Genomic DNA, 12,748 nt, shown 5'->3' with positions numbered 1-12,748 from the left:
GTTATCTCGCCAGCGCGCCGCCAGTAGTGGTCGATAATATGCTGACCGTTGTTGACGATGCGCTGGCCGATCTCGGCATCGCCGCCCTTCAAAGTGTCGGGATCTCCCCGCTCAAGCTCACGAACATGACCTGCTGGACCGTGAACTTAAAATAGTCGCCGCTTGTTGGCTCGAACGCCAGTTCCGCCTCTCTAAATCTGTCCGCGACCTCCGCGGCAGCGTCATTGATAGCCGCGAAAACCTTGTCGAGCATCGCGCGCTCTGCGGCGCCCTTGATCTCAATGTATTTTCGCTCTTCGGGCGTTGGGACTGGGCAGGATTTGTCGGACATCGGCAACTCCGGACTTGGTTTCGGTTAGTTAGCTTTCCACTATCGATGGGTGATATTGCGACAAAATTGTACGCCGAGGCTCGATCCGTTTCACTTTTTGCCCTCCAATGTATGAAGATCCCCAAACGAGCGCGTTGACCATGACGTCACTCAGAGTTCAGAGTCTTTTCTGAGGTTGGGCAATTTGTGAGACCGTACCATGTCAAAATTAATTGGCGGCATCGACCGATAAGCGTATGTTTGTTCGTCGGCTGGAATGCAATGGCAACGGCCGCTTGGGAGTTAATACGAGCTCTCGCCCCTCTAACAAGGAGGGCGATCTATGTCGGAGCTATTCCGCGCGATTTCGTTCAGTGATGACGTGACACCGGTATTTGAGGCCATGGCTGAGTGGTGTGAAACTCACCGCGTCAGTCCGAACAGCCAGGAGGGATGTTCGTTGGTATCGCGCCTCTTCGACCTTTTGCAGGCCGGATATACAACCAAAAGCGAGTTGCTGGCTGCGTTGGGCGAAGCGCGTCAGACTTAGTGGTTCGCACGATCCCGACGCACGAAACTGTATTTCCACTGATCATGGGACAAAAAAATGAAACAGTCGGCTGTTGATCTCATCCTTCGGGAGACAGATACATCGTTCGGGTGACCGAGCTGGGCAAGGTCACCGAGCAGGATTTTTCAGGCATTCATTTTGCACTTTCGTGGGCATCAGGCCAAAGCGTTCGCCTTGGCTTGAAGGCGCCCAATGCCCCGGCTTTCAATTCCGAAGCGTAGTTGTAGAGTGCCGAAACCGACCAAGATTATCTTTTTAAGGCACCGTTTACTTGCGACAGAATTCTGTGGCAGCACCGCAGGGGCATACAGCCTCATGCGGTCTCAAGCTGCACGTTGACGGCTCTGGGGCCCTTACCCCTCTTGTCAGGCTCCGTATCGAACGAAACCTTCTGACCATCGCGCAGGGATTGGATGCCGGACGCCTGAAGCGCGGAGATGTGGACGAAGATATCCGCTCCGCCGCCATCCGGGGTGAGGAAGCCGAACCCCTTGTCCATGTTGAAAAATTTGACGGTACCTGTTGCCATTTTTGTTCCCCTTGGCATTTTTACGGGCAGCAACATGCAATGGCTTTTGGAAGCCTGCAACCATAAAAACAACGTCAGAAGCAAACGACATCGGATCGTCGTTTGATCCAGCGATCAAGCGGAAGCGATCCTTGTTCACCGCCTATCGGGCTCCAGTCTGCGATAGCGGAGAGTGGAATTCGGATATCCCTCGCGTTGCGCCGAACAGTCAGCACAACGCCGTCGCAATCGATCGGTTCTACGATCAACGCACGAGATGGTATCTATGACAATTTGCATCGCGCAGCTCCAAGTTTATGAGCTACATCTTATGCAAGCAACCTTGCTCCAGGCAGGGCGGATGACGGGCAGCTGGCCGGGAAGGCTACGGCGACAGCCTTGCTGAAAGGTAGGGCTTAGAGCGCCGTAGCATATGGAGAGTCGGGTCCTATCATTGCGAGCGGTCACACATCTCCTCATCAGGCCGCTGGCTCGCCGTCAAAAACCCGTGAACAAACCTCGACGGGCATGAAACGTGACCTAACTCGTCGGATGTTCAGGAGGAGAATATGCGGGTTTTGATTGTTGAAGATGAGGCGCTCATTGCTATGGAGCTTGAGCGGATTGTTACGGACGCCGGGCATTCTACGGTTGGTCCAGTTTCCACAGTGGAACAGGCGCTCGCTCACGCCCCTCGTGTCGAGGCCGCTTTGGTCGACCTTGGTCTAGCGGATGGGTTGAGTGGAGCCGCCTTGGCCAGAAGGTTGATCGACCGCTATGGAACGAAAGTGATCTTCGTGACTGGAACGCCCCGAGAGGTCGGTCACGGTCTTGACGGCGCAGTCGACGTAATCGGGAAGCCGTTTTCCGACGAGCGAATTCTCCAGAGCTTGGCGAAGGCAGACACGAAGTCAAAGACGGCTTTGAACGTCGCTGCAGACTGGTAGACCGCGTCTTGGGGCTTCTGAAGCCAGATATGCACGGCGATTTGCCTTCTACGCGGTGAGGCTAAATTGGGCCGCACCGACCATCATCACGCGACCACCCTCAGTTCAAGCTTCCACATGTTGATGGCGTCCAAAGTGGACTCGTGGATTGCGATGCCGTTCCCTCGATATCCATTTGCATGGTTGCAACAAGCTAGTCAGGCGGCATGATGGATGGCAGATCTCCCGCGGCCAAGGCCTCTATGATATTAGCTTCAGTGGGAAGACCGCTGCGGGTCTGCCGATTGTGTCGGTCCAACGTCAAGAGGTATCTCCGCATCATCATGTTGAGTCCATATTTTTGTCGAGCGGGCTGACTACTCGGGGGACGACGTGAAGTGAAGACCAAGTCGATACTGGTTTGCTCGCGAAGCGGCTTGCTAATTCCTCGGTTGTGAACTCATAAACCGCTGCATTGGCGCTGTCCTGTTTCTCAGGGGGGCCCCATAAACCTGTCCGCTCAGGATCGGCCGCTCGACACTGGCAATTCCACACGGGGATCCGAATAGCCCAGAATTCAAGGAAAAAAATAGCGCCGCTGGGAGGTGGCGCTGAATTGTGCTCGGGAATTGAGCATAGGAGCGGACAAGACAACGAAGAGGGAAGTCATCATGCCCACGACGCATTTAGTGCGTGTTTTGGTATTGCCAAGGTGTCCGCCACGTCTTTCGGTCCCACTGAGTTTCGTTGGGATTGCAAGTGCTCCAAAGAACTCCGATTTTTATCGGTGAGGGGTCTGGAAATCTGACACAGTCACATCGACATCTGGCATTCAACCCCTATTTCGTCAAAGATATGAGTGGTTGGAGATGAGATGCATATCGACATCGACGGCGCGTGCCAGTGTGGACAGGTCATGTACGTCGCTAAGGTCCAAGCCCAGGACGTCACGATTTGCCATTGTAACGACTGCCAGCGGCTTACGGGTGCGGCGTACCGCGTGACCGTAACGGCCCTACGTGAGAACTTCCGCCTAACTTCTGGCCATCCAACGCTGTACGTGAAGACCGCCGCTAACGGCCGCAGAAGAATGCAATACTTTTGCTCCAACTGCGGCTCGCCGATCTATACGACCGGCGAACTCGAGGATGCCAATCAGGTTGGAATCCGGCTTGGGACCATAACGCAGCGGCAAGATCTCAGACCACGCGCACAGTTTTGGTGCTCATCGGAGCTTTCTTGGGCCCAAGATATTCGGTCCTTGCCTCGATACAGCGGTGATTAAATCCGAGGTTTGCACTTGCGAGGAAGGTGCGGTGGGCTAGCATCGTCCCGATGCATGGCCAATGCGATCTGCCTCGGTGTCTAACGTCCAGCAAGGGACGTGGGCGCGGTATCTTTCCGGCGGCGGCGAGCAACCTGAACGGTGCCAGCAATGCCTTGGTGTCCAACGGCGCTCATTTCGGAGCCAATCTTGCAACGGGATCAAACTCCTTGGTCATGGAGAAGCTGAAGCGAGTCATCTTCTCGTCGGACAGAACTCCCAACGTCCCTCCGTGGGCGCGGGCAATTTCTGAAGCAATAAAGAGGCCCAACCCCAACCCCTGACCCTTCGAACCCTTTGCTCTTTCAAAAGGTTGGAAAAGCTTATTGAGAGATTGCTGCGGAATTGGCTCGCCACGATTTTCGACGCTTAACTCGAATTTGTCATCCGTGGTGATTGCCTTCACCCGCACGGGATGGTCTGGCGCACCGTGCGTTAGGGCGTTTCCAAGGAGATTGGAGAACATCTGTCCTATTCGCGCATGGTCGATCCGCAGCGGAGCTTCGATCTCCACGGACACCTCGATCGCTCTTTCGGGATGTGCGATTTTGAACTCCTGAACGACGTGCTCGATCGTGTCCTCAATGGTTCGGTCGGGATCGAAGTCAAGATTGATCCCGCCGCCGAGCCTCGCGCGCGCCAGGTCCATGACATTGTCTACCAGTCCCGCCATGCGCACCAGGCTTGCCTTCATCATGCGTAAGAGTTGTGGCGACTTGTCGTTTAAGCCATGACGTAGAAGCCGATTGATCCCGGCGTCCACGCCGGCGATCGGGTTGCGAAGATCGTGGCCGAGCACGGCGATGAATTGTTCCCGCAGCTCGGACTGCTTTCTTTCGTGGTCAAGATCAATTTGTGCGGCATCTAGCCTGTCACTGGCGTCAAGATGGTAGGCGATCAGTTCTGCGAACAGCTTAAAGGTACCTATTGTCTCGGGGTTGTTGACCTTCGCTGTCTTGGAGTGGATAGCGCACAGAGTGCCGAAGAAAGTTCCGTCGGGAAGGATGATCGGCACCGAGATGTAGCTTTGGAGGCCATAGATCCGCGGTGTGTGGTGGTCACTGTAGGTCGGGTCTTCAGCCACATCGTCGATGGCGACGACTTCATGATGCTGCCGGATCTCATGACAGAGAGTGGTCTCCACCTTCAGCTCACCACCCGCCGGCAGCCCGAAATCGACATTGTCCAAGACCTGACATGCGATCCATCGCTCTTCCGTGACGCGGGCTACTGCAGCAAACCCCATTCCGGTCGATCGGCAAACGACATCGAGTATCGATGGAACCGCGGAAATTCGCTGAACTTTATCGATGTCTTTTTGGAAGTCTTCGTTCACTTGCCCGCCCCAACACTAATGATACCGCGAATATGGTGTTCCCCAACACTTTTGAAAGCGCTCGTATGTAGGGTTTCTGCGCGGGTTTCACTGAATTTGAGACGACCTGAGGCTTGTTCGGCAGCAAGGGTCTAGTTTCATCCATTGGCAAGCAAAACCGTTGCATCGTGCGTTGATGTTGAGCGGCCCAGAGCTTCAAGCTCGCGGAACGCCACAGACAGCGACCTCAGGCTCGACAATGCCATCCTTCGATTATAGTCATTAAGCTATGGAACTCCCTTGCGGGCTGGTAGTTCGCACTACTTAACGGGGAGGATCCGGTGATCCAAGTATTAGTCGTTGAAGACGAGCCGCTTCTTTTGATGATGGCGCTGGACCTTGTCGAAGATATTGGTTTCGAGGTTTTCGAAGCAAACAACGCGGACGACGCTCTTCGGCTATTGGAAGCGGAGCCTGGTATTCGAATAATTTTGACGGATATCGACATCCGCGGCTCAATGAATGGCCTCGTGTTCGCAAAGGCCGTACGTGAACGATATCCGCCGATTGAGATACTTGTTGTATCTGCGATGACAAAACCGCTCCTTCACCAGATGCCGGAGCGCGGAATTTTCTTCACAAAGCCATACAATCGGAAGGAGTTGGCTCAAACCTTGATCGGGCTCGCCGCATAACCGCCGCTCGCTGGCATCAAAGGCAGCGGAAATCGAACGCACTTACAGATACAGTCATACGAGGCCGCGCTGACCGTGCGCGGCTTCGAAAGTCTTCGGCATCAGCGACTGCCTGGCAGGCTCTGGCTCTGCCGTAAGTCGTCGATCGACTGGCTTTGCGACATCCGTTCGTTAGCATTGCGGTCGCCCTCTGACACGTCGCGTTGGTGGCCGGTCGGGATAACGTCGTCGACAACGTCGCTCGAAATGTCTTCAGCCAGATCATATCCGCGAACCCTTGGCGAAGTCGCTTTGGAACTCCTGCTGTATCGGCCGATGCCGGTCACGCTGCCTGCGGTCGCATCAGCCTGGAACACGTCCTCCTTGGACGCTACAGCCTGCTGGTTATATCCGCCGGCCGACCAGCCTTCGGCGCGCCACAGGTCGGCCCGCTCGTCCATGTCGATCGATCCCTCATCGTCAAGTATGTCGTGCGCCGTGTCGTAGTTGCTATCGTCGACCGACGCGGAGACGAGGAAGCCGCCGCGACGAAGGCCCTCGGCATAGACGTCGCGGTCATTGTCGGGAAAGAACCAGTCGGCCAGCCCGGCCCAGAACCCGGAACCTTCCCTTTCGCTTGCAACGTTTTCGCCGTCAGCCTCGTAGCCCGGCATTAGACGGACGTCGGCAACGCCTGCCGACCTCAGCTTTTCGATGGCAGTCTCGGCGTTGCCCCGGCTGTCAAAGAATGCAGTCAAAGTACTTTTGGCCAGGTCGCCCGCGTATACGGGCGCGCTTTCGTTGTAGACGTTGGTCATGAATGCTCCTCCTCTTTTGGTTAGTAGCCAACGAGCACGCGCGTTGAATGTTCCGACTTTAACCGAAGCCAGAAGATAACTCGCGGTAATGGCGCCATAGCCTGTAAAAATGGTCGCCGGCTGCTTTCGTCCTCCGACGTCTCGCGTGCTAATCGTCCTCAACTATATCTCACTCCTCCTCGGCCACCGGCCTTCTCCGAAGGATCACATCGAGAGTGACAGGACGCAGCCCTTGTGCGTCAACTCCGACGTCGATTGGCGGGAAAGGGGCGCTTCAACCGCCCAGGCGAGTGGCCGAGCAGATCTATAGACTTCTTTCCGATCTGGTTCCATGTCCGGAAAGCATAATGGCAAAGGATCAGGTGGTGACCGCCCTGCTGGAGCTCGGCATAGTGTTGCACGCTATCCCCTTCTCGCGACTGCGTCGTCGTCTCAGGATCGTTGTTGCCGACGATCAGGTGCTTGCGGCCGTGAGCTTCCTTAGGAGTTCGTTGCAACTGCCGGCCTTCGCCGCCATGACGTCTCCAAGATGCCACCTCGTCTTGGGAGCCGACCGTCTTTTCCAGTTCCGGATAAGCGCTGCGTCGCGTTCCATCCATGTTGGAGAAAGGCCCTCGATCCAGACGGAGGACACGCGGATCGCCGAAATGTGTGTCGCCGGTGAAAAACATCATCCGCAGTATTTGGCGCTCTGAGTTCGGAGGTCGACAGCAGACCATGTTGGTTCTGACGCAGCAAGCGCGCTATAAAACAGACCGTAGTATCTAGGTAGCGCACGAGCCGTTACACCCAACAGGTTTGCGGGCACAAAGATATTTGCAGTTCGAATGTATCTTCGCCCACTCTCATTGCGTCAAAGTAGGGCCGTCAGAGCGGCCGCCGGGCCTAGCAGTGCAAACGTTACCCACAGCCTCTGTCGTTGTACCGTGCAGGACAAACCTCGCATAGTAAGCCTTGGTTAAGCTTCATTAGCAATGATGCATATGCTCTTTGCAACGGAGGTTTATATGTCGCAGGTTCATCTGATTGATCATTTGGAAGCAGCCAAAAAACTCGCCGAACTCAGCGATCAACCGTTTGTCGTCTACCTTATCAAAATGGCAAAGGACGCCGCTATCAAGGCGGAGGCCGAGCGGAGGCGGGTCGCCTAAGCCAGGGTTTTCCTTTGCGGGCCAGTTCCACTGAGGTTCGTATGGTCTGCGTGCGCTCCAAAAACCTAAATAGACTCGGTGGATGACGATCGTCGCAAATTAATCTTCAGGCCCTCAATCGCTCAATTGAGAGGGCCTCCGGTCTGATCAATTCGGAGCTCGTCGAAATGGGCTACATTGACGATACGAAGACGCTGTATTCGTAACAGGCGTGCTCCTTTGCGAATTGCCTGTCTGTCGGAGAGCTGAGCGGGAGCGTCCTCTTCTCAATTTTTGACCACTTCGGTCGCCTCAATAGAACGGCGATCCCGTGCGCTCGCTGACTGGATAATTAGGAGTGCAGTCCCGTTGAGGTTGGGGAAAACTTCACCGCAGTCAGCAGCGGTCTATACGCCGCCGTGTTGGGCGGTGCTATAGGTGGCGTGGTATCAACGGCGGCTGCATCAATGGTGCCACCTCCGTCGTGCTTGCCATTCCTTTCGCCTTCGCATTTCTGTATTTGCTGGAAATCCAACCGAAGGCTGGCCCAGCTGTCCCTTACCTGCTTCTGCCGCGTGGCGCGGTACTCGTCGTGATTTTGGAACGACGTTCGGGCTGACAATCCGACAAACGTTGGGTGCAGTGCCAAGCGCGTTCGCGTCAGGCGGCGCAGTGTCCTGTGTCATCGCACTCAACATTGTCACCCGATCCGGTGCCGATGTGAGATCGCCAAAGTGCCATCAAGGAACTTGCAAACGACATTGGGCATGATGCTCGAATGCTGAAGTATCGCATGCGATATTGACAGCCTCGAATCTACAAACGACAACGAGACTGCCAAACAAGGAGACACGCCAATGGCCGACGAAAACAATCCAAGCATCGCTCCAGACGCAGCCGCTGTAGCGCCGGAAGCCCCGGCAAAGAAAAAACGTGCACCGCGTGCCAAAAAGGTGGATGCGAAGGCCGCTGCAACGGTTGCGGAGCCCGTTAAGAAAAACCGTGGTGGTCGTCCCAAGCGAACCGAAGTTGCCGCATCGCCGGCAGCTGCCAGCGCCACAGCGACCCGCGGTAAGCGCGCAGCAGCAAGCCCAACGACAGGCAAACGCGGGCCAAACCGTTCTGCGAAGCCAACAGCGGCCACATCTCCTATGGCAGACGACTTCGCGGAACTTCTCCAGCTCGAGGAAGAAAATCAGCGCCTCCGCAAATCGCTGGCAGAAAAGCTTCGCGGTGAGAACGCTGATCTTCGCAGCCGTCTTGGACTGAAGTGATCACCTGTCGATGGCGGATGGTTTGCTTCGCATCCGCCATCGGTTAAACTCCATGTAGAGAATCGTTCGCCCGATCGGACTTTCCGATCCGGTCTCTGCGCCGCGTATATTGGCGCGTCAAGCGAGAGGGAACGTCGATGTCGCCATGGAACATTATCTCGAAATTTAGGTCTAGGGCCCCGGCTCAAGCTGCAAAACCAGCCCATGAGCCGGCAATTCCCCCTAGCGTAGAGGCCTCGTCGAGCGTTGCCTCTGACGAGGTGAGGACCACACAGGCCGCCCCGGTTGCAGATGCAATGGTACGCGAGCATGAGCGCGTTGTCCTCAGGGTCTCGGCCCACCACGTATCCTCCGAAAACTCTGCGGTGACTGAACAGCTGACGCACACCGAGATAGCGCAAGAGCCCGGAGATGCGCATCAAGTTTTCGAGGATGCGCTAACGATCAGCGATGCTCGACCGACTTACGATCTTCGAACTAAGAAGAAAGCGGCCAAGGCCTCTCGGGTCTCCTTGAAGTCCGCAGGGGCCAAAGCCCCAGCCAAACTGGTTGAGCCGCCGCCAAGTGACGAGCGTGGGGAATATGTCACCGCAGCGTTCAACTTGGATGATGATATCAAACAGCTCAGGGCCACACTTGCCAAAAAACTGGAAACACAGAACGACCAATTGAGAGACATGCTCTCACGCTTCGATGGCAGATGAGGGGTCGCGTCTCGTCTCAATCACTCCTGGCTCAACAGATTGATGCAGAGCTACGCTGACGACCGGCTAGGCAGGAGGCCCGACGTGATGCGGGATGTCTTGTCGAACTCAAGTAAAAGAGCTGATGCCAGACTTTCCGCGTGCCTTTTTTGCCGTTAACGGGACAAACCTATGGCGCAAGACAGCTAACGGCAGCGTTCCCAAGGTGTAGCGCAATCGGCGCTCTCACGCATGATGGTGCCAGCGGCGAGCCAGCGCAGGTTCCGTACTAGGCTGCGTGCTGTTCCTAGGTGCCAATCTCCTCCGGATCAGGGACTGTGTTTGCAAGGATGTCGTGTATGCTCTTGCGCTGCTTTGGCGACAGATTGGGATTGTCATCGACTACTCTTTCGACCGCGGCCTTCAATTTTTGTGCCGTCTTCATGAGACGCAGCTCTGCTGTCACGAGTTTTTCAGGCGCCTGTTGCGTCGGGATGCTGCCGTTCGAAATCTGATCAGCAGTGCCGCTCCATCTCGGCGTTATCGAAGGAGACGCTTCTTTGTCGGTTGCTTGTGGGAGTTCAGGCTTTTCAAGGTTTTCAGTCGGGGACTGTCCGTCGTCCTGCAGCACGGCCGGCACCATCGGCATCGCTGTGAGTTCGACCTCAGGAATTTCGACCATGCGATACGGAGCAGCAGCAGCGGTTTTGAACGGTTCGACCTTGTAGTAGCGGATCTTTTTGGTCTGGATTGGCCGTTGACCTTCGACCAGCAGGATCGCGTTCTCCTCCGGCATTTGTCTGATCTCCTGCGGCATCATCAGGTCGCGCTCGCGAATCTGCTCGACCTTGGTGCGGCGCGGAAGCCCCATCAACTCGACCGTCCTCGATTCTGACTGATAGCGGATCGTCCGCTTCCCAAGTGCACGAGAGGTATAATCCGCAGTTGCCTGGTCGTTGGCGCCGAGGATGAGTTGAAGGCCGCAATTGCCGAGCAGCGAGTGCCGCGCGGTTTCACCGTAGATTTCGTCGATATTCTTCAGGTCCTGAATGATGAAGGCTAGTTTGATATTGTAGCCCGCGACATAGGGCAGTTTGTTGAGAATCTCGTCCATTCGTTTCAACTGCCGGAATTCGTCGAGAAGGAAGTAGACGGGCAGGGCAGCCGGATTATGTTCGCGGGTCAGGAGATCCATGATCTGCTGAACGAAGAGTGTCAGCAGTGGCCGAAGGATGGTCATATCGGTGATGTTGGGTGCGAGATAGATTGTGACCGGTCGCCGCTGCAGAGAGGCGATGTCGATGTCGGTGATACCGGTGGCCGCGACCACGCGCTCGTTGCGGAACGGAGCCAGCGCCTTCTGGATATCGAGGAGCGCCGAGCGCGCAGCGCGTTCGTTGAGTGAGATGTAGGCATTGAAGCTACACAGGTGACAGGCTTAATTTCGGAATGGCCGCGGAAATGGCCCGAGCAAGTGGTATTCCGGTCGAGATCATCGTCGTGGCAGATGACGTCGCTCTTCGTGACACCGTGACCGAGGACCGCCGACGGGGAATCGCCGGCACTGTCCTGGTTCACAAGATCGCGGGCGCGGCGGCAGCCATTGGCTTGCCGCTTGCAGAGGTTGTGGCGGTGGCGAACTCTGCGGCAACTCGCGTTTCGTCAATGGGAATTTCGCTCGGGTCATGCACGCTTCCCTCCGTCGGCAAGCCGGGCTTTGTGCTTGGCGAGAACGAAATTGAAGTTGGCCTCGGCATTCATGGCGAGCCCGGAGTTCGCAGAATGGATATTGCTCCCGCCGATGAGCTCGTGGCTATCGTCGTTGATGCCATACTGGCAGACGGCAGGACTAAGTCGGGTGACGATGCAGTGATCTTGATCAACGGTCTTGGATCGACACCGCCACTGGAGCTCGCCATCCTGGCACGGGCAGGAATGGCGAAGCTTCGAGCTGAAGGTGTCAATGTTGTCCGCGCCTGGGCTGGCACCTTCCTCTCAGCCCTCGACATGCCCGGCTTTTCGATCTCGGTCCTGCCGGTCTCTGGCGATGACCTCGCCTTACTCGATCATCCGGTTGACACACTTGCTTGGCCGGGTGGCGGAAAGGTCAACAGGAACCCTGCAGTGACTGCGACTGGGGATAGGTTCAGCCCGGCGACTGTCTCCGAAACTGGCTCGATCGGTAACAAGGCCGCCGGTCATCTACGCGAAATCTTTGCCCGGATAGCGGACGCTTTGACCGGCGCGGAACCCGAGCTTGCGCGGCTGGACGGGGTTTCCGGTGATGGCGACCTGGGAGCAAGTATGCGCCGCGGCGCCGATGCATTGCGCGCCATTCCGAACGGCTCCTTCTCCACCGCCAGTACGGCCCTCAGTGATGCCGCCGATCGTATCAGGAAGGCCATCGCTGGTAGCTCGGGGCCGTTTTATGCCACCGCGTTGATGCGCGCTGCACGCCGGCTTCAGGGCATTGCCGATCCGACGGCCTTCGACATCGCTGACGCATTCTCGGACGCGGTCCAAGCGATTATGGATCTCGGTGGAGCAAAGCCGGGCGATCGTACGATGGTCGATGCCTTGCACCCGATGGCTCGCACGTTCACAACCCAAGTCGCAGCCGGCATCCCTGCCGATATTGCATGGCGTTCCGCTGTTGACGCCGGAGCCGAAGGTATGAGGTTAACCAGTTCCATGCATCCTAAACTAGGAAGGGCAAGCTATCTCGGTGAGCGTGCGATCGGGAACCCTGATGCAGGTGCGGTGGCTGTGGTTATCTGGCTGCGTGCTGTATCCGGACCGGTCATGCGGGACGCAGATCGAAGCTAACTCCGGCAGTGGCAGCGAGGCTTCAGCGATGGTTTAGCCAATCACGTGGCGGCTTGATGACTTTTTAGTCAGGTCATGTGTTCTCTGCATAGCTGGGATCGCGCCTTAGCGCTGCAAAATCAGCCGTCACTCCATTACATAAAGGTCATCGAAACAAACGAAGCGCCAAGCACCGGCAGCTGTGTTTCGAAAGCCCACGAAAGGGGATAATCATGAACGTAGCACGCACTCTGAACAATTGGCGCAAGTATCGTCAGACGGTCTCCGAGCTGGGCCGTATGACCAATCGCGAACTTCACGATCTCGGCATTGATCGCGGCGACATCCGCAACATCGCCCGTGCCGCTTCCTCTAGCCGGTAAACGCACAACCAGTTCCCGAGCGCCTGC

General features: G+C 56.4%; 13 protein-coding genes and 2 pseudogenes. 9 read left to right on the top strand and 6 right to left on the bottom strand.

Features of this window, described 5'->3' with window-relative positions; all coding sequences use genetic code 11:
• Positions 1-88: 88 nt before the first annotated feature.
• On the bottom strand, positions 89-331 hold the full coding sequence (locus AC1DV9_RS12475; protein WP_477948116.1) for a hypothetical protein: 243 nt from the start codon (positions 329-331) through the stop codon (positions 89-91).
• Positions 332-653: 322 nt separating this feature from the next.
• Between AC1DV9_RS12475 and AC1DV9_RS12470 the strand changes: the two genes are divergently transcribed.
• The gene (locus tag AC1DV9_RS12470; RefSeq protein WP_112446079.1) at positions 654-860 is read left to right on the top strand and encodes a hypothetical protein; all 207 of its coding nucleotides are present in this window, start codon (positions 654-656) and stop codon (positions 858-860) included.
• A gap of 334 nt (positions 861-1,194) precedes the next feature.
• On the opposite strand, the gene AC1DV9_RS12465 is transcribed toward AC1DV9_RS12470, so the two are convergent.
• A complete protein-coding gene (locus AC1DV9_RS12465; RefSeq protein WP_112389242.1) occupies positions 1,195-1,410 on the bottom strand; it encodes a cold-shock protein in 216 nt (71 codons plus the stop codon).
• Between the two features lie 548 nt (positions 1,411-1,958).
• Here AC1DV9_RS12465 and AC1DV9_RS12460 point away from each other — a divergent pair.
• Both AC1DV9_RS12460 and AC1DV9_RS12455 read left to right on the top strand, forming a co-directional pair.
• Positions 1,959-2,336, top strand: coding sequence for a response regulator (locus AC1DV9_RS12460; RefSeq protein WP_442208187.1), 378 nt, complete (start codon positions 1,959-1,961; stop codon positions 2,334-2,336).
• A gap of 859 nt (positions 2,337-3,195) precedes the next feature.
• Positions 3,196-3,600: a GFA family protein gene (locus tag AC1DV9_RS12455; protein WP_477948568.1), complete on the top strand. Its 405-nt coding sequence runs from the start codon at positions 3,196-3,198 to the stop codon at positions 3,598-3,600.
• A gap of 172 nt (positions 3,601-3,772) precedes the next feature.
• Here AC1DV9_RS12455 and AC1DV9_RS12450 read toward each other — a convergent pair whose 3' ends face one another.
• Positions 3,773-4,975, bottom strand: a complete 1,203-nt coding sequence (locus AC1DV9_RS12450; RefSeq protein ID WP_477948114.1) for a GAF domain-containing sensor histidine kinase — start codon at positions 4,973-4,975, stop codon at positions 3,773-3,775.
• A gap of 320 nt (positions 4,976-5,295) precedes the next feature.
• On the opposite strand from AC1DV9_RS12450, the gene AC1DV9_RS12445 reads away from it, so the two are divergent.
• Entirely contained in the window at positions 5,296-5,649 is a 354-nt protein-coding gene (locus AC1DV9_RS12445; RefSeq protein WP_477948112.1) for a response regulator, read from the top strand.
• 101 nt (positions 5,650-5,750) lie between these two features.
• Here the strand turns inward: AC1DV9_RS12445 and AC1DV9_RS12440 are convergent, their stop codons facing one another.
• Entirely contained in the window at positions 5,751-6,446 is a 696-nt protein-coding gene (locus AC1DV9_RS12440; protein ID WP_477948110.1) for a hypothetical protein, read from the bottom strand.
• Positions 6,447-6,615: 169 nt separating this feature from the next.
• A pseudogene (locus tag AC1DV9_RS12435) lies at positions 6,616-7,120 on the bottom strand (hydrolase).
• 333 nt (positions 7,121-7,453) lie between these two features.
• Here AC1DV9_RS12435 and AC1DV9_RS12430 point away from each other — a divergent pair.
• The 3 genes from AC1DV9_RS12430 (at position 7,454) to AC1DV9_RS12420 (ending at position 9,554) form a co-directional block, all read left to right on the top strand.
• Positions 7,454-7,597, top strand: coding sequence for a hypothetical protein (locus tag AC1DV9_RS12430; protein WP_162702813.1), 144 nt, complete (start codon positions 7,454-7,456; stop codon positions 7,595-7,597).
• A gap of 836 nt (positions 7,598-8,433) precedes the next feature.
• On the top strand, positions 8,434-8,850 hold the full coding sequence (locus AC1DV9_RS12425) for a hypothetical protein (protein ID WP_477948108.1): 417 nt from the start codon (positions 8,434-8,436) through the stop codon (positions 8,848-8,850).
• 365 nt (positions 8,851-9,215) lie between these two features.
• The gene (locus tag AC1DV9_RS12420) at positions 9,216-9,554 is read left to right on the top strand and encodes a hypothetical protein (protein WP_477948106.1); all 339 of its coding nucleotides are present in this window, start codon (positions 9,216-9,218) and stop codon (positions 9,552-9,554) included.
• A gap of 286 nt (positions 9,555-9,840) precedes the next feature.
• Here the strand turns inward: AC1DV9_RS12420 and AC1DV9_RS12415 are convergent.
• Positions 9,841-10,956, bottom strand: a pseudogene (locus tag AC1DV9_RS12415) (type IV secretory system conjugative DNA transfer family protein); the annotation flags it as partial.
• Between the two features lie 26 nt (positions 10,957-10,982).
• On the opposite strand from AC1DV9_RS12415, the gene AC1DV9_RS12410 reads away from it, so the two are divergent.
• Complete coding sequence (locus AC1DV9_RS12410) at positions 10,983-12,359, top strand: dihydroxyacetone kinase subunit DhaK (protein ID WP_442208193.1); 1,377 nt, start codon at positions 10,983-10,985, stop codon at positions 12,357-12,359.
• Between the two features lie 212 nt (positions 12,360-12,571).
• Entirely contained in the window at positions 12,572-12,721 is a 150-nt protein-coding gene (locus AC1DV9_RS12405; protein WP_442208194.1) for a DUF1127 domain-containing protein, read from the top strand.
• The last annotated feature ends 27 nt before the right edge of the window (positions 12,722-12,748 follow it).

It is taken from the genome of Rhizobium sp. 01L410, assembly GCF_056400165.1.
Note: the sequence above shows the minus strand (reverse complement) of the source record. Positions and strands in the feature narration are given on the sequence as shown.